23 protein-coding genes and 1 tRNA gene are annotated in these 24,383 nt (G+C 39.9%); 10 read left to right on the forward strand and 14 right to left on the reverse strand.

Annotated features, from left to right (window positions below; all coding sequences use genetic code 11):
• Positions 1 to 16: 16 nt before the first annotated feature.
• The 3 genes from UR08_RS12555 to UR08_RS12565 all read right to left on the reverse strand — a co-directional run bounded on the left by UR08_RS12555 (position 17) and on the right by UR08_RS12565 (position 6,465).
• Entirely contained in the window at positions 17 to 2,929 is a 2,913-nt protein-coding gene (locus UR08_RS12555) for a glycoside hydrolase family 3 protein (protein WP_115754018.1), read from the reverse strand.
• 220 nt (positions 2,930 to 3,149) lie between these two features.
• Entirely contained in the window at positions 3,150 to 5,756 is a 2,607-nt protein-coding gene (mprF, locus tag UR08_RS12560; protein WP_115754019.1) for a bifunctional lysylphosphatidylglycerol flippase/synthetase MprF, read from the reverse strand.
• 25 nt (positions 5,757 to 5,781) lie between these two features.
• Positions 5,782 to 6,465, reverse strand: coding sequence for a VanZ family protein (locus tag UR08_RS12565; protein ID WP_115754020.1), 684 nt, complete (start codon positions 6,463 to 6,465; stop codon positions 5,782 to 5,784).
• Between the two features lie 164 nt (positions 6,466 to 6,629).
• Between UR08_RS12565 and UR08_RS12570 the strand changes: the two genes are divergently transcribed.
• Complete coding sequence (locus UR08_RS12570; RefSeq protein WP_115754021.1) at positions 6,630 to 7,382, forward strand: MerR family transcriptional regulator; 753 nt, start codon at positions 6,630 to 6,632, stop codon at positions 7,380 to 7,382.
• Positions 7,383 to 7,426: 44 nt separating this feature from the next.
• On the opposite strand, the gene UR08_RS12575 is transcribed toward UR08_RS12570, so the two are convergent.
• On the reverse strand, positions 7,427 to 8,161 hold the full coding sequence (locus UR08_RS12575) for a class I SAM-dependent methyltransferase (RefSeq protein ID WP_115754022.1): 735 nt from the start codon (positions 8,159 to 8,161) through the stop codon (positions 7,427 to 7,429).
• 310 nt (positions 8,162 to 8,471) lie between these two features.
• Here UR08_RS12575 and UR08_RS12580 point away from each other — a divergent pair, with 310 nt between their 5' ends.
• On the forward strand, positions 8,472 to 8,663 hold the full coding sequence (locus UR08_RS12580) for a DUF3311 domain-containing protein (protein ID WP_115754023.1): 192 nt from the start codon (positions 8,472 to 8,474) through the stop codon (positions 8,661 to 8,663).
• On the forward strand, positions 8,660 to 10,117 hold the full coding sequence (locus tag UR08_RS12585; RefSeq protein WP_115754024.1) for a sodium:solute symporter family protein: 1,458 nt from the start codon (positions 8,660 to 8,662) through the stop codon (positions 10,115 to 10,117). Before UR08_RS12580 ends, UR08_RS12585 begins: the two co-directional genes overlap by 4 nt.
• A 23-nt stretch (positions 10,118 to 10,140) precedes the next feature.
• Here the strand turns inward: UR08_RS12585 and rlmD are convergent, their stop codons facing one another.
• Positions 10,141 to 11,529, reverse strand: coding sequence for a 23S rRNA (uracil(1939)-C(5))-methyltransferase RlmD (gene rlmD, locus UR08_RS12590; protein WP_115754025.1), 1,389 nt, complete (start codon positions 11,527 to 11,529; stop codon positions 10,141 to 10,143).
• A 119-nt stretch (positions 11,530 to 11,648) separates the two neighbouring features.
• Here rlmD and UR08_RS12595 point away from each other — a divergent pair, with 119 nt between their 5' ends.
• Positions 11,649 to 12,305: a deoxynucleoside kinase gene (locus UR08_RS12595; protein WP_420812344.1), complete on the forward strand. Its 657-nt coding sequence runs from the start codon at positions 11,649 to 11,651 to the stop codon at positions 12,303 to 12,305.
• 86 nt (positions 12,306 to 12,391) lie between these two features.
• Here the strand turns inward: UR08_RS12595 and UR08_RS12600 are convergent, their stop codons facing one another.
• Complete coding sequence (locus tag UR08_RS12600; protein WP_115754027.1) at positions 12,392 to 13,249, reverse strand: YihY/virulence factor BrkB family protein; 858 nt, start codon at positions 13,247 to 13,249, stop codon at positions 12,392 to 12,394.
• Between the two features lie 125 nt (positions 13,250 to 13,374).
• Between UR08_RS12600 and UR08_RS12605 the strand changes: the two genes are divergently transcribed.
• Positions 13,375 to 13,599, forward strand: coding sequence for a DUF1128 domain-containing protein (locus tag UR08_RS12605; protein WP_115754028.1), 225 nt, complete (start codon positions 13,375 to 13,377; stop codon positions 13,597 to 13,599).
• Here UR08_RS12605 and UR08_RS12610 read toward each other — a convergent pair.
• Together UR08_RS12610 and map are read right to left on the reverse strand one after the other, a co-directional pair.
• Positions 13,596 to 14,396: an AAC(3) family N-acetyltransferase gene (locus tag UR08_RS12610; protein WP_115754029.1), complete on the reverse strand. Its 801-nt coding sequence runs from the start codon at positions 14,394 to 14,396 to the stop codon at positions 13,596 to 13,598. The genes UR08_RS12605 and UR08_RS12610 overlap by 4 nt on opposite strands.
• Before the next feature lie 53 nt (positions 14,397 to 14,449).
• On the reverse strand, positions 14,450 to 15,208 hold the full coding sequence (gene map, locus UR08_RS12615; protein ID WP_115754030.1) for a type I methionyl aminopeptidase: 759 nt from the start codon (positions 15,206 to 15,208) through the stop codon (positions 14,450 to 14,452).
• A 196-nt stretch (positions 15,209 to 15,404) separates the two neighbouring features.
• On the opposite strand from map, the gene UR08_RS12620 reads away from it, so the two are divergent.
• Entirely contained in the window at positions 15,405 to 15,857 is a 453-nt protein-coding gene (locus UR08_RS12620; protein WP_115754031.1) for a flavodoxin, read from the forward strand.
• A 27-nt stretch (positions 15,858 to 15,884) separates the two neighbouring features.
• Here UR08_RS12620 and UR08_RS12625 read toward each other — a convergent pair whose 3' ends face one another.
• Positions 15,885 to 16,217 carry a hypothetical protein gene (locus tag UR08_RS12625; RefSeq protein WP_240616098.1) on the reverse strand — a complete coding sequence of 111 codons (333 nt, stop codon included), beginning with the start codon at positions 16,215 to 16,217 and terminating at the stop codon, positions 15,885 to 15,887.
• Positions 16,218 to 16,467: 250 nt separating this feature from the next.
• Between UR08_RS12625 and UR08_RS12630 the strand changes: the two genes are divergently transcribed.
• From UR08_RS12630 to UR08_RS12645, 4 genes are all read left to right on the forward strand, one after another.
• Positions 16,468 to 17,700 carry an aminopeptidase gene (locus UR08_RS12630; protein WP_115754033.1) on the forward strand — a complete coding sequence of 411 codons (1,233 nt, stop codon included), beginning with the start codon at positions 16,468 to 16,470 and terminating at the stop codon, positions 17,698 to 17,700.
• Between the two features lie 91 nt (positions 17,701 to 17,791).
• The gene (locus tag UR08_RS12635) at positions 17,792 to 19,060 is read left to right on the forward strand and encodes an MDR family MFS transporter (RefSeq protein ID WP_115754034.1); all 1,269 of its coding nucleotides are present in this window, start codon (positions 17,792 to 17,794) and stop codon (positions 19,058 to 19,060) included.
• Positions 19,061 to 19,195: 135 nt separating this feature from the next.
• A complete protein-coding gene (gene mreBH / locus UR08_RS12640) occupies positions 19,196 to 20,191 on the forward strand; it encodes a rod-share determining protein MreBH (protein WP_115754035.1) in 996 nt (331 codons plus the stop codon).
• Between the two features lie 109 nt (positions 20,192 to 20,300).
• Positions 20,301 to 20,372: transfer RNA gene (locus tag UR08_RS12645), tRNA-Arg, on the forward strand.
• Positions 20,373 to 20,544: 172 nt separating this feature from the next.
• Here UR08_RS12645 and UR08_RS12650 read toward each other — a convergent pair.
• From UR08_RS12650 to UR08_RS12670, 5 genes are all read right to left on the reverse strand, one after another.
• Entirely contained in the window at positions 20,545 to 21,084 is a 540-nt protein-coding gene (locus UR08_RS12650; protein WP_115754036.1) for a DUF1697 domain-containing protein, read from the reverse strand.
• 175 nt (positions 21,085 to 21,259) lie between these two features.
• The gene (locus tag UR08_RS12655; RefSeq protein ID WP_115754037.1) at positions 21,260 to 21,676 is read right to left on the reverse strand and encodes an arsenate reductase/protein-tyrosine-phosphatase family protein; all 417 of its coding nucleotides are present in this window, start codon (positions 21,674 to 21,676) and stop codon (positions 21,260 to 21,262) included.
• On the reverse strand, positions 21,666 to 22,730 hold the full coding sequence (gene arsB, locus UR08_RS12660; RefSeq protein ID WP_115754038.1) for an ACR3 family arsenite efflux transporter: 1,065 nt from the start codon (positions 22,728 to 22,730) through the stop codon (positions 21,666 to 21,668). Before arsB ends, UR08_RS12655 begins: the two co-directional genes overlap by 11 nt.
• A gap of 75 nt (positions 22,731 to 22,805) precedes the next feature.
• Positions 22,806 to 23,105, reverse strand: a complete 300-nt coding sequence (locus tag UR08_RS12665; protein ID WP_115754039.1) for an ArsR/SmtB family transcription factor — start codon at positions 23,103 to 23,105, stop codon at positions 22,806 to 22,808.
• A gap of 131 nt (positions 23,106 to 23,236) precedes the next feature.
• Positions 23,237 to 24,322, reverse strand: a complete 1,086-nt coding sequence (locus tag UR08_RS12670) for a DUF871 domain-containing protein (protein WP_115754040.1) — start codon at positions 24,320 to 24,322, stop codon at positions 23,237 to 23,239.
• Between the last annotated feature and the right edge of the window lie 61 nt (positions 24,323 to 24,383).

Below are 24,383 nucleotides of genomic sequence, written 5' to 3' on the forward strand. Positions count from 1 at the left end.
TCGAGCACCTCATTTTTTATTGTTTGAGCTTAGCTTCTTTTTTTCGCTGCATTTTCTTACTATCCGTCAAGCGATACATCATATAGCCGATAAAGCCAAGCAAGATCAAATCACCTAGCATGTACAAAATAATCCACATGGGCACATGTTTTTCAGCAACATCATAAGCGTGGCTATTTACAACCGTATATAAAATGTTATGGCTTGCTTTCCGCATGTTTTGTTGACCCCAATTTGTTTCGAGGGTTTCTTTTTTCAACTTCGTTGGCAAAATATACAAAACAAGGTCATTTCCTGCTGCTAACGCTTCATCAATATTCATATATTGCGGTTTATAATAATCCGTGATGACACTTCCGCGAAAACCCCATTCATCGCGAAGAACATTTTGCAATAGTTTTTTAGAAACTCCGATCCATTTCGTTCCGAGACGATTGTAAGAAGACATGATGCCCGTAATATGACCTTGTTTCACGGCAATTTCAAACGGCTTCAAATAAACCTCTCGCATGGATTGTTCGGTTGACCAAGTCGCGGCTCCGGTTGGGAATTCATAGCGTTTTGTTTCTTCATCATACATTGCAAAGTGTTTCATGAACGTATAGCTTCCTTTTTTCTGTGCACCCACTGCAATTTGTTTACCGATGATACCTGAAAGCAGCGGATCTTCCGAGTAATATTCAAAGTTTCTGCCGCCAAATGGAGAGCGGTGGATGTTGACACCTGGAAGATAAAGCCCTGTGATATTGGATGCTTTTGCTTCGACCGCAAGCGACTTCCCGACTTGTTCCGCTAATTGTTTATTCCACGTGGAAGCCATCACCACTTCACTCGCATACTGGTTCCCTTGTGCCCCACTCACGAGCTGATTGATGCCCGCAGGTCCGTCACTTTCAATCGTAGCGGGTTTTTTAATCGAATTGACAGCAATCGTCTGGAATCCGCCAAAGGAAATCAATTTTTTCATATCTTTCACAGAAAGTTGTTCAAGTAGTTTTTCCCACAACGGATCTTCATACGACAAGCCTTTCATGTCATAGAGCGACAACCCGTGATCCTTAAATTTAATCGGCTTGGCTTTTTTATCAGATTTCACTGCAAAACTTTTCAGCTCGCGTAGCATTTTTTCGGAAGCCATTTTGGGTTTTGCCATTTCTTTCGGCAATGTTTTATCCCAGTTGGCCCGCGATACGTATTTCACATCGCCCCGCGCGTCATCAAACTCGTTTTGTGCTACTTTTTGGTCACTTTTCCGTTTGTTATTTTTATCATACACAACCGTTTCCGGCACTTGAAAATTCTTTTGCTCGATCACATCGTGCGCATTATTCATTAGTTTGATCCCGTAATTTCCTTTTTCAAGAACGTAAGCTTTGGCTCCTGTATCATCATAACTCGACATGTCTTCCACGTTGATCTTTAACTTAACTTGTTCGCTTTCTCCTGGCTTCAAGTTTTTCGTTTTTGTAAAATCAGCCAAAACGACATGGGATTTTTCGATGCCTCCTGTCGTATATGGCGGCGTATAGTAAGCCTGAACGACATCTTTGCCAGCTTTTGTGCCTTCATTCGTTATTTTCACACGCATTTCAATGGTTTTCTTACCAGTCTTATATTCGCTGATTTCTTGCTTAAACTTGGTGTACGAAAGCCCATATCCAAATGGATATTGCACGGCTTTACGATACGCTTGTTCATCCATTTTTCCGGTTTGATTATTAACATAACGCGTCTCATAATAGCGATAGCCCACATAGATTCCTTCTGCATAGTCGATATATTTATAGTGCCATGTGTTATCCCCATCTTTAAATGTGGAATTTTTATATGGAAACTCTCCGATATTGTAGTAAGACGGCGCACTGGTTGCGTCATACGTATACGTATCCACGAGTCGCCCAGAAGGATTCGCTTCCCCTGCTAGCACTTTCCCGACAGCATCAAAGCCTGTGGAACCGGGGTTTCCAATCCAAAGGGCAGCAGAAACTTTGTCATCTTTTAAAAAGCCAAGTTCCATTGGATAGGACGAGTTGAGGACAACAACGACCTTCTGGAAGTTTTGCTTCACCATGTTGAGCATCGCTTCTTCATTGTTCGTAAGTTCAAGGTAGTGTTTCCCCTTGCTCCCGCCGGTATAATTTTTCATATCGGTTGTGATGTCTGCTCCCTCGCCGCTATTTCGCGCAAACACGACAAGTGCTGTATCACTATATTTTTTCGCATGATTCATTAGGCTTTGGCTGTAATCGGACGCTTTGGGTTCATGACTATTAAAATCGCCGCCCACGAGTTTATGCATATTGACTTTTTCGCGCGGCACATAACGATCCTTGTAAAATTTAACAAGTTCCGGATTGGCTTTTAGGCCTGCATGTTTAAGGCCTTGTTCCAAGGTTACATTATCAAGTTCTTTTCCCCCGCCGGAACCAGATCCGCCGTAAACAGGAGCGCTTGAGCCGTATCCAAATACATTCACATGTCCTTTTTCCAGTGGCAAAGCTTCTTTTTTATTTTCAAGCATCACAATGCCTTCTTCTTCCATTTGCTCTGTGAGTTTCTTCCCTTTTTCTCGAGCTTTATTTACTTTCGTTTCATCAATTTGATAGCGTGACATATAAGCATTCGCGATTTGCCCGAAGCTATTCACTGCAAGGTTAAGCGCAACAACCACGACGAGTAACAAAGCAAAAATCGACCACCAGATTTTTCTCGTACGTTTTAATTTCACCATCCGGTAGATAGAAAAAATAACTAGTGCGATCGCTAGAACAACAACAATAGCTGCAATCCAGAAAAGAATTTGTCCGATATTGATTCCGTAAGAAGGTTCTTCCCCTCCTTTTCTAGCTGCAAAAGTCTGAACTGGAAACCCAAAAATTCCTATTCCAAGAAGCAGCAACGTAAATTTGCTTGTACACCTTTTTTTCATGAGTTAAACATCCCTTTCCGAATTGTTATCTTGAAAAAGAAAACGGTTTCAACTTTATTTTCGAAACATGCGTCTCGATTCTATTTCAGTCTATCAAGTCCTTTCTCCGAATCAAATAAGCCCTTCAAATTTTGTCATTATCTCTGCAAGTTTTGCGATACGGACACAAAAACGCCGGATTTCGTTAGCAAAGCGCTAACGAAATCCGGCGTTTTATTATTTATTCTTCATTCTTTTTTAGCTCGTCTTGATTCGAATCTGAAAGTGGCATTTCTAAAAGAATTTGGCCTTTTTTAAGCGGCCTTTTTTTCCCAACAAGGAGCATCAATTGAAGCATCGTAAAGGCAATCGAACTGCGCTTTCTATAAGCAACAAATTTTTGTACCCAACTCGTCACATATTTGGCTTTATAATTTCTTAGGCCTTTAAAGCTATAGAAGCCTTGACTATATCGGTAAACAAGTCCCGCTAAACGCTCCCCTAAAAAGGCGTATTGGGATTCGCCCACATTCGCAAGCGGCGCCATCCCCATATTGAAGGTTTGATAGCCTTTTTCTTTCGCGTCTTCAAACAATTTAATGAACAGAAAATCCATAATCCCAGAAGGCGCGTCTTTTCCGTAGCGCATCAAATCGATCGAGGTCAATTCGTCCGTATAAGCTGGCATAATCGAAGCGAATGCGATAATTTCCCCATCTGCGTTTCTTGCAACGGCGATATCTGCTTGATTCAAGTAATACGGATCAAAGAAGCCAAGTGAAAAGCCTTTTTCCGTGCGGCCCGAGAGCCATTCATCGGAAAGCTTGCGCAGCGTTTTAAAGGTTTCGCCATCGAATGGCGCTGTTAAAATTTCGAACTGGTAGCCTTCACGGTCAAACTTGTTCATTAAAGCGCGTTCGCCTTTTTTCTTTTTCCCTGAAAGCGAGAAGTCTGTTACATCCACATAGCCTTCTTCACCTAGTTTGATAAAGTCAAAGCCCATTTCGTGCAAGTAAGCGAGCATGTCACCTTTTACTTCATAAAAGACTGGCCGGTATCCAAATTTGTCCGCTTCTTCCATCAGTTCTAAGATGGCTTTATCGCGTTTTTGTTCATTTCCAATCGGTTCGCCCATGATCACCATTTTGTCGGCAATGATGCGAAAAGCGAAAAGGACTTCTCCCCCTTGCGCCCAAAAAAGAAGTTTATCGCGTAAAAAAATGGTATGACTGACTTCATTTCCACCCCATTTTTTAAGGTGTTCTCGGACGCGTTCTTCTTGAAAAGGTGAACCAAATGGTTTTGAGGATTGCGATAAGTAAATATAAATCACGACGAGACAAATAATTGCGATCAGCATCCCGATAAAGCCGGTGAGCCAAATGTGCTCAGATGCGATTTCAAGATATTCAGGAATCGCTTTTTTATGAATCACTTTTGGCGAATTATAGATACCGATAATCACATAGCCCACTAAGCAAACTAAGAAAATAAGCGCGTCAAAAATGATTTTACTCCATGTATAAACAAACTTTTCCCTGTAAAACTCTTTGCGAGCTAGAAAGACGCATAGTAAGACGATTCCTAGGAAAATGGCTTGCTTAATGGAAAATACGCGAGCAAGGGTATTAAAGATCGCACAGCCTAGCACGACGACAGTCGCGATATACGCCTTTTTGTTTTTGCTTTCGATGCTTCGTCCAAGTCCGAGGAGCAGAAATCCAAAGGCAACGTTTGTGACTTGTGAGATAAACAAAAAGCTAAATGGCATCAATTTGTACAGAAATGGCACGTGATAAATCGCAAATGGAAGCACGGATGATAAAATCAACATTAAGCCACTAAAATAAACAAACAAGACTAAAAAGCGATGCGCCACTTTTTGTAAAAAGAGAAAAGGCAGATTTTCTAAATAGTCATTGAATCGTTTTCCAGCTTTTTGTACGAAAAATAGTAAGCCAGCAAGGAATGGAATGATGTAGTAGAAAACCCGGTAAAAGAGCAGCCAAACAATCGCTAGTTCATTAGAAACGCCTAATTGATCGAGCCCATAAAGCATCACAAGATCAAAAGTCCCAACCCCACCTGGAACCATCGACACAATCCCGATAACCGAAGCGATTACAAACAGCGGGAAAACCTTCATCAAATCGACAGGTTCATTCATTAGAAAGCCAATTGCAACAAAGCAGAGAAAGGCGAACCCCCACTCTAGCAAAGAGGCAGAGATTAAGGCTGCTTCACGTCTAAGTGGTAAATCTTCAAATAGTGATTTACTTTTCCATTTTGTGACGATGAATAAAATCGGAAAATAAAGGCCTCCGCCTAAAAGCCATGGCCAGAAACTACGAAAGTGATCGGCAAATCCCGGGATCGGTAGCGTTGTGAGACCAACTAAGCAGTAAATCGATAGTCCTGAAACAAGGAATAAAGCAATTTTGGAGATCGCAAGCAAGATTTCTTTATGGGAAGCATTTTTGCCATAAAAGCTTGCACGAAGCGAAGCGCCAAGCACGCCTCCGAATCCACCAATGTTCGTAAATGTATTGGTGATCCAACCTGAGGCGACAACGTGCATCGTCGAAAATTTGCCCGGTAAAAGTTTAACGATCACAAAATCATAAACAAGCATTGGCGTCACGGCGACGAGTCCAATTAAAACCATTAACAGTAAAGTTTCTGGGGTTTGTGACATCATATTTTTTTTGAGTACATGAAAGTCAATTGTTGTCGCAATGTTAAATACTTCGTAAATCACAAACAGCATGATGAAGGATACAAAAACGATTTTGACAACCTTGCTGTTTCTTTGAAAAAAATCATAAGCTTGTAGTAATTTCTCTTTCATTTTCATTCTCCTTTTACGAAAAGTCTTATTTCCGTTTCCGTTTGCCTTTCACCCGTTTACGGAAAGCTGGAACAAGATAAATACATAATACGCCGACTGAGCCGCTTAGTGTATTTAAGATTACATCGTCAATATCAGTGGATCTGCCTTCTGGGAGCGCCAAACCACTAAATCCGGTAACAAGGGTTGTTTGAATAAATTGAATCAGTTCAATGCCACACGAAGTGAAAAAGACAATTAAAATCGCGACGCTTCCTCTTTTCACCACTTTAAAATATAATAAGAAAAAAGATAGCGGAGCAAGCATTAGCGCATTGCCAATGATTTGAATAACGGTTGGCATCGTCGGCAAAGTTTGCCTAAACGTATTTTCAATGGTTGTAAAAGGTTCCAAATTAATCAATTCTTTTTGAATATGAAAGCTCCCTGTATAAGTGCTACTTGCAAAGTCGCCTGCAGCAATATAAGTAACTAGGTGATGCAAAACAAATATATACAAAATAAAAACGGAAAACCAAACAAAATCAAGTCCGTTTTTAAGGTGTGCTAGCTTTATCAAAATGCCTGTAATCACGAGCAAAAAAAGCCCGTTCACAACTGAATTAATGAATTCTGCACGACTTCCAAATTGAACGGCTAAAAAAAGGCCATATCCAAGATATAGGAGCGGAAAACAAAGCATCAGATATTTTAATTGCTTGACTTGCATGAAGTGCCCGCCCTCTCTAATGATTTCTCTTTCCTTAGTGTAGCAGATTGCCCCCCGAATGAAAAGAACTTGTAAGCTTACATTTTCGAAAGAAATTTGTCACATAAAAAGCTTGACCTTAACGTTACGTAAACCCCTAAACTATGAATGTGGAGGTGATTTTCATGGAATATACGATTCAAAAACTGGCAAATCTCGCCGGTGTAAGTTCACGGACACTACGCTATTATGATGAAATTGGGCTACTCAAGCCGGCACGAGTGAGCTCAAATGGCTACCGAATTTACGGGCAAGAACAAGTAGATTTACTTCAGCAAATTTTATTCTATCGCGAAATGGAAGTGAGCCTTCCGGCTATTAAGGAGATCTTAGCCAATCCTGAATTTGATGAAAAAGAAGCGCTTAAGGCGCACCATGCTGAACTCCTCCAAAAAGAAAAACGCTTGAAGCGCCTTATTAACACAGTTGAAAAAACGCTACAAGCTAGGGAAGGAAAGATAATGATGAGTAACCAAGAAAAATTCGAGGCTTTTAAAGAGGATCTGATTGCTCAAAATGAACAACAATATGGCAGCGAGATTCGCGAGAAGTATGGAGAAGCTGAAATCGAAAAAAGCAATCAGAAGGTGGCGCACATGAGTGAAGCAGATTACGAAAAAGTGACGCAACTGGAAGCGCATTTAGTCGAAGTGCTTAAAGAGCTGCAATCGGAGGTAACAGAAGATTTACAACATGATGCTTTTCAAACGCATAAAGCGTGGCTCGGCTATTTCTGGCCTAGCTATTCGGAAGAGGCACACCTTGGGATTGTAGAAATGTATCTCGCTGATGAACGTTTCACGGCTTACTATGATGAAAAAGCTGGTTCCGGTGCAGCGAAACGATTACACGATGCTGTTCAAAATGAGCTTCGTTAAACCAAAAACAAGAGGAAGCAAGCGCAAACTTGCTTCCTCTTGTTTTATTTGATATTCGTTGCGACAAAGATCAACATCATCGGACGCCTAAACTCATCTTTCATTCCGGGAACAGCGAGCAGCTTTTCGGGTGGAGTGGGTTCTTTCATTTGATCGACAGTAAATCCATTTTGGCGTAAACTTTCAAAATACTGCGTTAAAGTTCGGTGATATTTTGTCACATCTTGACCTAAAAAATGAACGATTCGTTTGCCATCTTCAAAATAGTGATCGACTGGAAAAGAAGTGATGTTCCCCGCTTCATCATAGCTAAAATCCTGTGAGCCTTCCGCTGTAAATACTGGATGTTCAACAGAAAAAACAAACGCACCATTCGGTTTCAAAAAACGATGTATGTTTTTGACTAACTCATCAAATTTTTCTACATAATGAAAAGCTAACGAACTAATAACAATATCAAAAGAATTCGCTTCAAAGCGCACCTTTTCAATATCTTCGTGTAAATACTGAACGGCTTCGAGATTTGTTTTAGCGCGAGCGACTTGCAACATTTTTTCAGAAATATCCACACCTGTCACAGAAGATGCACCCTCTTCCGCTGCGTAAATCGAATGCCACCCATAGCCACATCCTAGATCCAGCACATGTTTTCCTTTAAAATCAGGTAGCATTTCTTTTAGCGTTTGCCACTCCCCGGCAGCTTCCAAGCCTTTTTTACTTCGCTCCATTTGGCTGTAGCTCTCAAAAAAATCGGGATTATCATAGATATTTTCGCTCATCTTCATTCCTCCTCTTAAGGATACATTTTACTTTTCCCCGTTTCGCTTTTAGGTAACAAAAATATAACATATTCCACAAGCAAGAACCTAGGGTTTCGGCTAGAAGAATTTGTTCTCAACTAGCTTTTTTCTGCGATTTTATGGTACTCTTATCTATAGAAAAAACGGAGAGGAGTCTTCACCATGCCACAAAAAAATTCGTCTAATAAAAAGTTACTCATCAAAATTTCGATTTCTGTCGTTGCAGGATTATTACTTTTTTATGCGATTATTGTTTGGGCTATTTTACAATAAAGGAGTGACGTAAATCATGAAAAAAGGGATTTTACTCGTTCCCTTCTTGTTCATTCTTGGCGGGGCAGCATTTGCCAACCGCATTGATCCACATATTTTTGGCATCCCTTTTTTGCTGTTTTGGATCGCTATCGGCACCGTGCTTTCTTCGCTTTCTGTTCTCCTTCTTTACTACTTTGAAAAAAAGAAAGGAGATGACCGTTCTTGACTTCTCTTATCGTCATATCGGCTTTTTTTATTTTAACGATTTTTCTTGCGTTACGTGCGCGCAAGAAACAAAAAATGACTTTGCAAAACTGGACGGTGGGAAATCGAAGCTTTAACACGGTTTTCGTTTTTTTACTTACAGCCGGAGAAGTCTATACGACTTTTTCTTTTTTAGGTGGAAGTGGATGGACCTATTCGAAAGGGGTATCAGCCATTTATGTGATGGTGTATATCGCGCTTTCTTACGTCACTTCTTATTTTTTACTTCCGCTCATTTGGGAATATGCGAATAAGCACCGACTCGTTTCACAGTCTGATTTCTTTGCTCGGAAATATCAAAGTCGTGGGCTCGGTATTTTTGTTGCTGTAATTGGTGTTATTGCAATTATTCCTATCATCGTCATTCAATTAAAGGGACTTGGGATCATCGTCTCTTTGACTTCATATGGTCGGATTTCAATGAATACAGCTATCATTATTGGTACACTTGCTATTATTTTATATTCAGTTTTGTCTGGCATTCGAGGGGTGGCTTGGATATCTGTTTTAAAAGACTTGATGATTTTATTTGTCATCGTCTTTATGGGCATTTACTTACCGCTTCACTATTATGGTAGTTTTTCAGAGCTTTTCAAGCAAGTGGAAGCTTTTAAACCAGAATTGCTGACCTTTCCTAAAACGACTTACAGCATCACTTGGTTCATTAGCACAGTCTTATTTTATGTGCTTGGCTTTTATATGTGGCCGCAAGTTTTTGCTTCTACCTTTACCGCTAAAAATGCCAATACGTTCCGGAAAAATGCAATTATCAGTCCGCTTTATACATTAATGCTTTTATTCGTTCTTTTTATTGGTTTTACAGCGGTTTTGCAAGTTCCTGGGCTAACTGGCGAAGAAAGTGACCTCGCCTTGATCAAACTCTCCATCAAAAGTTTCGATCCTTTCTTTGTTGGAATTATCGGAGCGGCTGGGATGCTCACAGCGCTTGTTCCTGGAGCAATGCTTCTCATGACTGCGAGTACGCTCGTTTCTAAAAATATCGTATTTGGTTGGAAAAGTAAACCAAATGAAGCTCGTGTTGCGCTTTGGTCGAAATGCTTTGTGCCAGTACTTGGCTTACTTGCTTGTTTATTTGTTTTTCAAGGCGGAAATGCACTTGCAGCCATCTTGCAAGTCGGTTATAGCTTGATCGTTCAGCTTTGCCCAGCGCTCTTTGCAAGTCTTTTAAAGAAAAACCCACTCACAAAAGAAGGGGCATTCGCTGGGATGGCCGTTGGGATTTTAATTACTATCTTTATCAGCAATTACAGCATGACACTCGCCACCTTGTTTCCAAACCTACCGGCAATGATTAGTGACATTAATATTGGCTTCTTACCACTTTTTGCCAATCTATTCGTTGCCATCCTCATCAGCTTAATAACTCAAAAAAACCGTATGTCATCAGCCGATTAATCGGCTGGTCACATACGGTTTATTTATTTCTTTTTGGGATTAGATTTTAAGGTGAGTTTAACCACGCATTCAACTTGAGCTGTCATTGGAAACATGTCAATGGGTTGCAAATAACGAATGCGATAGCGCTTTTCAAGTTGTGCCAAATCGCGTGCTAATGTACTTGGATTACACGACACATAAACAAGCTGTTTGGGTTTCACTTGCAAGATGGAACGAAGCAAGCCCGGCTCAAGTCCAGTCCGTGGTGGATCTACTACTACAATATCCGGTTTATAGCCTGCTTCTTGCCAAGAATGAAACACTTGTTCAGCAGATCCAACCGCATAGCCCGCATTTTTAATGCCATTTTTTTTAGCATTATGCTCGGCATCAAGTACAGCATCTTCGACAACGTCCATCCCCCGAACTTCTCGTACTTTGTTAGCAAGGTAAAGACCAATTGTACCAGCGCCAGAATAAGCATCCACAAGGCTTTCTTCACCCGTTAACGTAAGCGCATTTTCAACTTCCGCATAGAGCTTTTCAGTTTGACTAGGGTTCAGCTGGAAAAAAGCGCGAGCCGATAAATCAAATTTTAATTCGGATAGCTCCTCTGTCATTTGTTCCTGCCCAAAAAGCTTTTCAGTTTCAGGTCCAAAAATTAGGGAACTATCGTCTTCTTTCACATTTTGCATGATGGAGACAAGATTTGGAAATTTCGCAGTGATTTCTTCAATGAAGCTTCGCCTGCCGCTAAAATTCTTACCTGTTGTTACAAGAACAAGCTGCGCTTCTCCAGTATTCACGCCCACTCGAACAACAATACTTCGAATATCTCCCGTTTTTTTGCGTTCATCATAGGCTTTTACCCCCAGTTGATTCAGTAAGTCACGTGCCGCATTGGTTAACTCCACAGTCCGCGAATCTTGTACTAAGCAATCTTCAATTGGAACAAGTTGATGACTTTCGCGCGCGTAAAGTCCCGTTGCCATCTTCCCATCAATCATCCGAGCTTGAAATTGACTTTTCCCTCGATAACGAAACGGTTCTTCCGTCCCTATCGTCTCACGGATTTTCAACTTTTTGGTGTTCAACTTGGTGTGCTTTTCAAGTGCCTGGATTAACAAATCCTTTTTCAAATCAAGCTGCGCACTATATTTTAAATGTTGCAGCTCACAGCCTCCACAAGTTTCATAAACCGGACAAGGCGGTGTTACGCGAAATTCCGATTGGCGTTTGATCTTTTCCACATTTGCCACGCAATAATTTGGAAAAACTTTCGTTACTTTGGCCAGTACTTCTTCACCGGAAAGCGCACCATGTACAAATATGACTGTTTTTTTATGATAACCGATTCCTTCACCATTTATCCCCATTTTTTTGATTTCAAGTGGAAACTTTTGTCCTACTTTTATCTTTGCTTCGTCCAACCGCATCTCCTCCGTTTCAATTCTTCATCCATACTATCAAAAAACTTTTATTTTGTCACCGCTTTTTAGTATAATGAGTGAGAATGGCTTTAGATTAAGGAGGCCTTTTCTTGAAAGGAATGGAAAAAAACGTGATTGTACTTGCTGGAATGATTGGAGCTGGAAAAAGCAGCTATACAGAACTCATCGCAAGAGAACTCGGATCCGTAGCTTTTTATGAAAGCATCAAGGATAATCGGATTCTCGAAATGTTTTATGACGACCCGGCTCGCTGGGCGTTCGCCTTACAAATTTATTTTCTAAACACGCGTTTTCGTAGTATTAAAGCCGCACTGCGTGATAAAAATAACGTGCTTGACCGAAGTATTTATGAAGATGCGCTTTTCACACAAATCAACTATGAAGAAGGGAACATCTCAGCACCAGAAATGGATACTTACCTTGATCTGCTTGACAACATGATGGAAGAGCTAGGTACACTACCCAAGAAAGCGCCTGATTTGATGATTTACCTAAGGGGCAGCCTCGAAACTGTCCTTAAGCGAATTGAAAAGCGTGGTCGCCCCTATGAACAAATCCTCGAAAACCCTAGCTTGCTAGACTATTATACACGCCTTCACGCGCGCTATGATAGCTGGTTTGAAAGTTACGATAAGAGTGCCACGCTTGTTTTTGATATTGATCAAATTGATATTACAAACAGTGAAGATGCTTACGAAGTCATGCAAGCAATCCGAGCAAAACTTTCAGAAATCCATCAACAACCCGCTGATTAAATGACAGAAGCAAGCTAAGGATAATCCGAATAACAGAATTAAAAATAGCCCTATCTATCAAGATAAAGGGCTATTTTTGCTATCATTTAGTTGATTTCACCGATGACGCGTTTTTGCTTCAAGACCGCAAAAGCTGCATTGAGCTCCCCGCCAACCATTAAAATAATTCCTGTTAAATAAAACCACAGCATTAAGATAATAATAACACCAATACTCCCATAAGTGGCAGAATAATTAGCAAAGTTATTTACATAATACGCAAAGCCAAGTGAAGTGAGCGACCAACCCACAGTCGAAAAAATAGCTCCCGGCAAAACGCCTAGGAAACGATTCCGCTTAGCTGGTGCCACCCAGTATAAAAAGACAAAGACAACAAAGATCACCACTACTGTAATTAGCCACCTCGTATTATTCCAAAAATCCACGAATTCTTTTGAAACATGTAAATGATTAAAAATAAAAAGTCCAATTTGCTGGCCAAATACAAGTAGGATCAGAGTTACACCAATTGTAGCAATCATTGCAACTGTGAAAACCATTGATAAGAGTCGTTGTAAGATAAAATTGCGCCGATCTGTTACATTATAAGCTTTATTCAAAGCTTTTGTAACAGCATTCATTCCATTTGATGCCGACCAGAGTGTGGCAATAATCCCAATTGAAAGGAGTCCCCCGTTTCGTTTCGATAGAAGTGAATCAAGGTTTCCTTCTAAAAAGTTGATGATTTCTTTTGGAGCAAATTCTTGAATTAAATTAAATACAGAATCTCTGTCAATATTCACATATGCTAGCAAAGTTGCTGCAATTAAAAGCATTGGAAAAATCGAAAACAGCATATAATAAGCTAACTGCGCTGCATTTCCTGAAACATCATTTTTGCCGATCTGTCGAATGATTAATTTTGTAACTCGATAAAAACGATTGCTCGTTATTTTCTTAAGCACTACTTTCCCCTCCCTTCGATAGAATGAAGCGCTAAGCTTTCTCTCGATTACAAACTAGCAAAACTCGCATGTCCCTTTATTTTATGATAAAATCTTCAATATTACGAGCAAAAGGGGAATAAAAAATGAATTTAGAACAACCCAGTCAGGAAAATGTGGATTTCATTCTCAAAAAAATCACTGAAAAGTTCAAGATGGTTAATGCCTCGGCTTTTGAAAATATGAAGCTTGAACAAGTTCACTATGATTTGTTAGTGGAGCTTTATCAACTCATTTCTCGCAAAAATTCCTTTAGTCCACGAGAAATGCAAATGTTCGCTGAAGAATTAAGTACAATTCGGAAAAACTAACAATCAAAATAATGCGTGGCAAAATCTATCAAAGCATTCATCTCAAAAATTTTAGAAGGCGCAAGGGCGATTTGTTTCTCAAAGTTTCCTTGTGTCTTTTCAAATGCCTCGCCAACTTTTAAAAACTGGTCACTATCATAAGCTTTTTCTTCATAACTTTCAAAAATTCGTTTTCCTGCCTTCATTTTAGCTGCAGTTCCTGTCTTTACAGGGATTTTTATAGCGTGTTCTTCTGCTAAATGAAGCGATGTGTTTTTATCGTGATCAACACCGAATAAAACAATTTTAGCGTTTTCTAGTTGATAGAGTTTTCCAAGCGGAGACTCGTCTCCAAATCCGTGTGAGAGTGAATGATTTTTCACGATCCAGTGCGCATGCTTTCCCCATGCTGTAAATGAATAATAAGGATGATCACTCCGAACGACGTCCTTTAAAGCTCGAAAACTTTCAGCAATGACTCCCATGCCCGAGCTCGGCGTCCGGTCCTTGTCAAAAAGTGGCATATTTTGCCTGATTTCTTCCCACCACTCTTCTGGAACTGGTGGATTCTCCCAAAATTTCGGATCGCTTAATCCTCCAGTTTGCGCTGGCATAACGAGTGTCCCTTCTCTTGTTAACAGTTCTTGAAGCGCATCAATCACTGCAATCGCTCCACCACAAACCCATCCCGCTTGTGAAAGTGAGGCGTGGAAAATAATAGTATCCCCTTTTTTTATTCCCGCATTTTGAAATTCCTTGATTAAGCGATCCACAGTAAAAGGCACACTTGAACGGTGGACCGAAGCTTTTTCACTCATCTTCATTTCCCCTTTAAAAAAACTGCAACATCTCTGCCGCAGTTTTTTGTTTGTTATTCATTTTCACCTTGGTAAGTCAAAATCTCTGGTCCGTTTTTCGTAATCGCGATCGTGTGTTCATACTGTGCAGATAATGAACCATCAACCGTTCTCGCCGTCCAGCCATTATCATCCATTTTTGCTTTCCAGCCGCCAATATTTACCATCGGCTCAATCGTGATAACCATGCCTTCTTTGAGTCTCGGTCCTTTTCCAGGCGCACCATAATGTGGTACCTCAGGCTTTTCATGAAGAGTTGGCCCAATACCGTGCCCAATAAATTCACGAACTACGCTTAAATTTTCATTTTCTACATAAGTTTGAATGGCATGACCAATATCGCCAATTCGGTTCCCCACTTGCGCTTGCTCAATTCCAAGATATAACGATTTGCGCGTTACATCCATCAAGTGTTTGACTTCATCAGTGACATCGCCAACAGCATATGTCCAAGCGGAATCTGCAAGAGCTCCGTGATAGTTAACGACCATATCCACCGTAATAATATCACCATTTTTTAGAGGCGTTTTTCTGGGGAAGCCATGACAAATTTCATCATTAATACTTGCACAAGTTGCGTATTCATAGCCTTCAAATCCTTTTTGCTCCGGTGTTGCGCCTTTACTACGCAAAAATTCATCTGTAAAAACTTCAATATCCCAGCTTGTTACGCCAGGTTTGATCATTTTAGCAATTTCTTTATGAGTTTCAACTAAAATATCGCCGGCTTTCTTCATTTCATCAATTTCGCGGCGTGATTTAAGTGTAATCATTGTCTGCTTCATCCTCTCCTAGAAAATCCACTATCCCTAATTATAACGCGCGATTAAAAGAAAAGAAAGCAATCGGCAAAAAAAGGTTGCACAATTTAACAAGACATTTATAATAGAAGTGTTAGTAAATCCATTTATAAAGTTATCTTTGGGATAGCTTTTCAAAAAATATTTCAGAAAATGGTGGTATGAGAAAATGGCAAAAGTGATGATTGTTTACGCAAGCATGACGGGAAATACACAAGAAATCGCTGATATTCTTGGTGAAGAGCTAGAAAAATACGATATTGAAGTTGAAATCGAAGAATGTATTAATGTTGAGCCGGAAGAACTGTTGGATTACGATGGAGCTTTAATTGGTGGCTATACGTATGATGATGGACAGCTTCCTGATGAATTCGTTGATTTTTATGAAGATATGGCCGATGTTGACTTTTCTGGGAAAGTTTGTGCTTCTTTCGGTTCTGGCGATACTTTTTATGATGAATTTTGTTTGACGGTTGACCTCGTTGAAACTCGCTTAAAAGAAAAAGGTGCAACGGTTCCTGTCGAAGGTCTTAAGGTCGACTTAGATCCAGATGAAGAGGATGTAGAGCGCGCTGAGGCGTATGCCAAGAAATACGTCGATGTGTTACTTGGAAACGAATAAAAAAGATGCCGAATTCGGCATCTTTTTTTAATGCTGCTTTTTAGGGATAAAAACAAAGAGTGCAAGAATACTGCAGATCGTACAAGTAATCGGGCGCAGGAAAAGGAAGGAATCATAAACTGGTTCCATGAAAAAGCCACTGAAAGCTAATAGGGCCCACAAAATGACTGCGCAAACACTTTTTTTGCGACTCTTTTTCCCACATAGATACAAAATCCCCGCAATAATCATCCCAATCGTAATGATATAACCAAAAATGTCCATTGCCTGTTCAGAAATCGTAAATATATTTATTTGGATGCGGTCAGCGATCTGTATTTGATTAACTAATCCAATAACTGCCATAACAAAAGACAACATACTGATAAAAATCCTCATTAATAAATCCAATCCCTTTTTCTTTTTATTATAGCAAAAAACTGTTTACTGAAAACCACTTTGCCGAAAAATTCACAAATTTGTCGTAAATTCACTCCTCTTTTCTGCCAAAATGCATAAAAAACCACAAATATCAGAAAATTAGTTTTATTTAAAAGGTTCCAAATCCCGTTGCTTTCCGCTTCATTTTGCGCTACTATAAATCTATGACATTTAAGAGAGGTGTGAAATAATGACAACTTTTAATGAAAAATTAGACAAATATGCAGAGCTGATCGTCAAAACTGGGGTCAATGTCCAGCCCGAGCAAAAAGTGGTAATCAATGCGAGCATTGATTCAGCCCCGCTCGTTCGCTTAATCGCTAAACATGCGTTTCTTGTAAAAGCGAAAGATGTTATCGTAAACTGGACGGACGAAGGCGTCACCCTTGAACGCTATAAAGGTGCCCCACTTTCTGTTTTTGAGGAAGCGCCCGAACATCGCGTAAAAGAACGGACCGAGCTCGCTAAAGAAGGAGCTTGTTTTATTTCCATCGTCTCAGAAGATCCTGACCTATTAAAAGGTGTCGATGGGCAAAAAATCGCTGCTGGGCAAAAAGCTATGGGCGCAGCGCTTAAAGAATTTCGTGAGCTAACAATGTCCAATGCCATTAGCTGGACAGTTGTTGCGGCAGCTTCCGCCGGCTGGGCTGGGAAAGTTTTCCCTGAACTACCAGAAGCTGAACAAGTTCCAAAATTGTGGGAAACTATTTTTGAAACGACACGTATCAACACAGCTGACCCAATCCAAACTTGGAAAAAACACGACGAAACACTTTATGCGAAAGCAAAAGATTTAAATGAAAAACAATTTAAAACGCTTCACTATACAGCCCCTGGAACGGATCTTTATATCGGACTTCCAAAAGATCATGTTTGGGTTGGCGCGGGTAGTTACAATGAAAAAGGGCACGAATTCATGGCGAATATGCCAACAGAAGAAGTTTTCTGCTGTGCTGAAAAAACAAGTGTAAGTGGCTATGTTTCGAGCACAAAACCGCTTAGCTATGCAGGAAATATCATTGATAACTTCAAACTTACTTTTAAAGATGGAAAAATAATCAAAGTAGAAGCTGAAAAAGGACAAGAAATCCTTGAAGATCTAGTTTCAACAGACGAAGGTTCTCACTATTTAGGTGAAGTGGCGCTCGTTCCAGATCCTTCACCGATTTCACAAAGCGGCATTCTTTTTTACAATACACTGTTTGATGAAAATGCTTCGAATCACTTGGCAATTGGAAGTGCTTATGCTTTCAATATTAAAGGTGGCGAAAACATGACTCGCGCGGAACTAGATGACCGTGGTGTCAATACAAGTCTTGTTCACGTCGACTTTATGATTGGTTCAAATAAAATGGATATTGATGGTGTGACAGAAAGCGGCGAAACTTTACCTGTCTTCCGAAACGGAGACTGGGCTTTCTAATTCCTTTTTTCATTGAACACATATGCCGTGCATTTCGTTACATTTTCTTCTCTAGAGAAAACGGAAACCTAACACGGAAGAAGGTATATGCATGAAATTTAGAGATTGGGACGTCAATTTAAAAGTGCGTCTATTTGGGGAAGCGCTGCTCGATATTTCTTTCTGGACAGTCTTTCCCTTCCTGACGCTATATTTTTCTGATTCAATTGGACGCGCATTAACGAGTATTCTACTTATTTTTTCACAAATTTTAGCAGTGATCACGGCGCTTTTTGGAGGCTATTTTGCAGATACGTATGGCAGGAAACGAATGATGAGTATTTCGGTAATTGGTGAGGGCATTGGTTTTTTGATTTTTGCTCTCGGTGCCACATCTTTCATGCACTCCCCTTACCTGTCTTTTGCGGGATTCACACTGGCGAGTGTTTTCATGTCATTTTACCAACCAGCCAGTCAAGCGATGATCGCCGATGTAGTGGATCCAAGACATCGTAGTCACGTTTATTCCATTTTCTATATGATGGTCAACGTAGCTGTTGTTGTTGGACCTATTCTTGGTTCGATTGTCTTTCACGACTTTACGGTTGAAACATTACTCGCAATTGCCTTTTTCGACCTTGTCTTGCTGTTTTTACTACAAAGATTCGGGCACGAAACGGCTCCGCTTGCACTAAACCCAGAATTGCGAAAAGCGCAAGGCAGTAAGTCGCTTGCCACTGTTATCATGGAACAAATAAAAAATTACACGCTGATTTTTAAAGATAAGATTTTCTTTCTTTACATTTTAGCAGGCATTATTATTTCTCAAGCGACAATGCAACTTGACTTGCTGTTCCCACTTTTTATCAAAGAAGAAATTGGCAATTCTACACTATTTGGGATTTCGCTAACCGGGGAGCAACTTTTCGGACTTGTTGTGTCGATCAACGGCTTTTTCGTAGCTGCACTCACTGTTTTCGTAACTCGCATCATGAGTCGTTACCGGGAAAAATTTGTATTTATGAATTCTTCCTTTTTGTTTGGGATCGGGCTCTTCTTATTCGCAGCTGTTGCGACACCATACGGAGCCATTGCCGCAATCATCATCTACAGTTTTGCTGAACTTATGACAGTCGGCATCCAACAAAACTTTGTTTCAAAATTAGCACCAGAAGATAAACGAGCGATGTATTTTTCCGCAGCTGGTTTGCGTTATAATCTTGGAAAAGTGATCGCACCACTTGCCATTACACTATCAGCCGTAATCGGTTATTTTTTCACTTTCTCGATTATTGCAATCCTCGCATTTTTAAGTGGAATCATTTATTATGTTATGTACGTCAAATATGAAAACAGTTCACGATCTGAGCACTCTATCTGAGTGCTCATTTTTCATTTAGTTAACAAATTCTTGTCATTTCTGTGATTTTCGTTTAAATTAGACAAAGCAGGGAAAAAATAACAGACGTATTTTGTAACTGTAAAAATAAGTGTAAAAATAGAAAGTGGTGTTGAAATGTTTGGAACTACTACAATCGGTATTGACTTAGGAACAGCCAATATCTTAGTTTACAACCAAGAAAAGGGAATTATCTTAGATGAACCATCCGTTGTGGCGGTTGATACAAACACGAACGATGTCCTCGCTTTTGGACATGAAGCAAAAGAAATGATGGGAAAAACGCCTGCGAACATTGCAATCATTCGCCCAATGCGTGAAGGCGTAATCGCCGATTTTGACGTAACGAGCGGTTTACTTCAACAAATCATGAAGCGAATCAATGCTTCTGAAGGAAGTTTTCGCAAGCCAAACGTCGTGGTCTCAACACCAAGTGGAGCTACTTCTGTAGAACGCCGTGCAATTAGTGATGCCGTACAAGCGGTTGGAGCAAAATCTGTAGTTTTAATGGAAGAACCGGTGGCAGCTGCAATCGGCGCAGACCTTCCTGTTTCTGAGCCAGTCGCCAATACGGTTGTTGATATCGGAGGCGGAACAACAGAAATTGCGATTATTTCTTATGGTGGTGTTGTTTCAAGTACATCCATCAGAACTGGTGGCGACCATATTGATGAAGAAATCATTAACTATATTCGTAAAGAATATAACTTATTAATTGGTGAAGCAACCTCTGAGCGCGTGAAAAAGGAACTCGCTTATGCACCCGTCCCGCATGCAGAACTTAAAACAGAAATCCGTGGACGCGACCTTGTAACTGGACTTCCAGAAACAGTCACGATCTCTTCCAATGAAATTCAAAGTGCGATTGAAGAATTGCTTGAACGAGTTCTCGAAGCGATTCGGCTTACACTTGAAAAATGTCCCGCAGAACTAAGCGGTGATATCGTCGATCGCGGCATCGTACTAACTGGTGGCGGAGCACTTATTCAAGGATTCAAAGAATGGTTAGTTGAACGGATTGATGTCCCCGTACATATGGCGCCGGAACCACTTAAATCCGTAGCAATTGGAACTGGCAAATCACTCGACTACGTAAAAATGATTTCTAAATAGTAAACAGACCGCTAACGTTGATTTAGCGGTCTTTTATTTGAAAAAAACGGGGAATTTTGCTAGAATAAGGACGTTGGGCTTCTTTTTACCTAAAGCGTTCATTCATTTTGTCCCCTTAGTAAAATGGATATTACAAGACCCTCCTAAGGTTTAGTTGTAGGTTCGATTCCTACAGGGGACGTTTATTTTATTATATGGCGTGAGAACGAGTTTCGATTTTCATCGAGCTCGTTTTTTGTTTGACTGAGTAGAGACTTCTGACTTTATAAAAGTATACAAAAAACAACCAATACCTCGCTATTGGTTGTTTTTATTCGCCTACATTTTGGAGTCCTCAAGACAGGTTTTTCTCATCACATTTCCGCTATTTTTCTAGCCGTATTCGCTGTACGAATAGTGATCTTACTACTTACATTCGAGTTCGCAGTTTTTGACCACCAGTTTGTTTTCTGATAGTCTTTTCGACTGAATGACCAGAAAACAGCATTTTTATAAGGCTGTATTTTCTCAAGCTCAACTTTAGGACTTCCCATTTTATCGTAAAATTCCTCATAAACTAAAGGAAACAAGAGAAAGATCAAATTGTCATAGATGGCTTTATCCGCATTTCCCCACCAATCAGGCGCATTGTCTATGATTTCCTTTAGTTCTTCTTGTAAAAGGACATGAATAGGTAATTCTAAGTTAAATTTATTTTTAATCATTGATTTTATATTTTTAGTAAGTAGTAGTGTGTCTTCAAGTCTACTGGAAAAAATCACATTTCCACTATTTAGATACGTCGCAACCTCTACAAAGTCAAGTTCTTCAAATCCTGTTTTTAATTCCGTCATCACTATCTTATTCTTGCCACTTACATTGATTCCTCGCAGCAAAGCGATGTACCTTTTCACACGATTCTCCTCCTTTGTCAATCGATCTTAAGCCAAAACGAATTTCTTGCACTTGTTCTATGTTCCACTTGCGGGATATTGTAAAATTAAAAACAACTCTATTCTATTATACCAAAAAACGCGAAAGCTTTTTGAAGCACTTGGTAGAAAAAAATCCTAAGGTTAGAAGTTAACCTTAGGATTTCTCATAATCAATCTCACCCATTTCGATTCGTCTTTTTAAATCTAAAACTTTTTTCTCAATGGTTTTTGCAGTCCCTTCGAACTCTATTTGACTCTTACCCGTAGGATCGTCAAGTCCCCAGTCCTCGCGATGACTACATTTGATTTGCGGACATTCCACATTACACCCCATTGTAATCACGATATCTACTTCTGGAATGGCTTCTAATGTTTTTGAACTTTGACAAGACATATCAAATTGATATAGGTTATAAATCGTTTGTACGGCATCTTGGTTGATTTTAGGGACACTTTCGGTTCCTGCAGAAAAGCTTTCAAAAGTCTCACTTGCTAACAATTTCCCGAGTGCTTCTGCCATTTGACTGCGGCACGAGTTGTGCACACAAATAAATCCAACTTTAGGCTTCACGTTTCTCCTCCTTAAACCAGCTATTTGTCGCGTTTGCGATTCTTACTAAGATTAACATAACTGGCACTTCAACGAGAACTCCGACGATCGTGGCTAAGGCAACAGGAGATGTGGTACCGAAAATTGCGATTGCAACAGCTACTGATAACTCGAAAAAGTTGGAAGCTCCAATCATTCCTGCTGGCGCGGCAATGTCATGCGGCAAGCGCAAGGCTTTACATGCCAAATAAGCCACAAAGAAAATCAAGAAAGTTTGGATAATCAGTGGAACTGCAATCAAAAGAATATGCACGGGATTATCTAAAATAACTTTTCCTTGGAATGAAAAAATAATGATGAGCGTTAATAATAATCCGATCACCGTCGTATGATTAAATTTCGGAATAAATTGCTTTTCAAAATAAACTTTCCCTTTTCGTTTCACTAAAAGCACTCGTGTTAAAATTCCTGCTACAAGCGGAACAACCACAAATAAAAAGACGGATAAAAATAGCGTATCCCAAGGCACGCTCACGTCACTTACGCCCAGTAAAAGTTTCACGATCGGAACAAACGCAATCAAGATAATGATGTCGTTTGTCGCCACTTGCACAACCGTATAAGCAGGATTCCCTTTCGTTAAATGACTCCAAACAAACACCATAGCCGTACACGGCGCCGCACCAAGCAAAACCGCACCGGCTAAATAATCTTTCGCTAATTCTGCAGGAATCAACTGCTTAAAGACTACGTAAAAGAAAAAAGCGGCGATGCCAAACATCGTAAAAGGTTTAATTAACCAATTTGTGACCCAAGTGACAAACAAGCCTTTTGGATTTTTTCCGATGTCTTTAATGCTTTGAAAATCTACTTTCATCATCATCGGATAAATCATTAGCCAAATTAAAATAGCAATGGGAATCGAGACCTGCGCGTATTCAAATTGATTTAAAAATCTTGGAATCTCTGGTAAAAACTTGCCTATACAAACACCAATCACCATACAAAGAATAACCCATACACTCAAATAACGATCAAAAAAACCGATTCCTTCAAGTTTTCTTTTTTCCTTCATTTTATGTACCTCCCCATTAGATAGATAATCATCTATGTATAAAATAAAACGAAACGCTTCCTTGCATCCGCGCAGCTAATTGCAAATGCAATTCAGCGAAGTCGAAAATAACTGATGAACAAAGCCTTCTAAGCGACTTGTTTCTTGTTCATTCAAACGGTAGAACATATTTTTCCCTTCTTTTCTGCATAGCACAAGTCCGCAAGCACATAATATTTTCATGTGATGAGAAAGAGTAGGCTGCGTAATCTTCATTTTTTCTAAAATTTCACAGGCGCATAATTCGCCACAAGATAACATATCAAGAATCATTAATCGATTAGCATCTGACAATGCTTTCAACTGACTGACCGCCTGTTCATACTGAACTTCCATCTACACGCCTCCTCTTGAAAAAATTAGTCTATTCAAAACTAAGTATAATTAATAGATAGATGGTTGTCAATATATCATATTAAATAAAACTAGCCTCGTTCCCGAAGAAATCAAGGCTGGTTGAATAAGCTTTATTTTTTCTCTACTAAGCGGAAATGTTGCCAAGGTTGAATCGTTTCAAGCAAGTAACGTTCTTCTGGAACCACACGAGCTACAACATTTGTATTTCCCGAGTTTTCCATAGCTTGGAGCGCGATTTGCATTTCGCCTTTGTAACGTTCATAACCATTATTGTCAACCGTCACATCGCCTAATTCAAGCGAAACGGTGTCATGTGGGGCAAAATCAAATTGCTTGTAATTCACACGCGTCATCGTTGAACGAATCACATAAGCTGATACATCGCCACGATTAAAGTGTTTTTGTGTCAAGACAAGTTCTTTTTCCACTTCTGTTGCTTGATCCAAGAACTCGACAGAAAGTTCTAGCTCATTGCGATTTAGTTCGCTCAAAGCTTTTAGTTCTGCTTCAGAAGCAAACATATTGCCAACAATCACATCATCAATCAAGCCCGTATTCCAAAGATCTTTCGCTTGAACTGCAATATCCATCCCGCGATGCTCTTCAAGTGTTGGAAGCCCACCATCTACGACAAACCACGGACCGTATTTCCCTTCATTTGAAGAAACAAAAGCGGCCGTCCGCAAGTTCAAATCTTTAAACTGCTTGCTCGTCCGTAAGAAATGCTCACGGGATAAAGCCGTATAACGACGTGGATAGAAATTATGGCAGCCAATAATATTTGCTCGGTTAGCTTGGTAACTCAAAATATTATCCACATAACTCGTTCCATTGCTGATGTTGAGTTCAATCATCAAATTATTGTCATCAAATGACATTTCCGCTTCCTCTGAACCCGAGAAGCCAAGATCTAGTCGAAGCCCAGAAAGACCGATTTCTTTAAAACGATCAAGTTCTTTATAAGTGATATTAAGCGATTCAAAAACCGTTGGATCGACGTCAGCAATCACTTCAAATCCAAGTTCATTCGCGCGTTTACAAATTTTTTCGAGCTTGGCAAACTCTTCTTTGTCATTTGCCGAAATTAAACACGTGAAAATACGACTGAAACCATATTTTGCTGCCATTTCCACATAGTTTAACGAATCTTCAAGCGGTACATGTTGCGGAAAAACCGAAATTCCTAATTTTCTCATAACCTAAAAATCCTCTCTTCGAACGTTTTTTAAACACAAGTTGTAGTTTTATAACGCGAAA

It is taken from the genome of Listeria kieliensis (assembly GCF_003369925.1).
In the GTDB taxonomy this organism is placed as follows: domain Bacteria; phylum Bacillota; class Bacilli; order Lactobacillales; family Listeriaceae; genus Listeria; species Listeria kieliensis_A.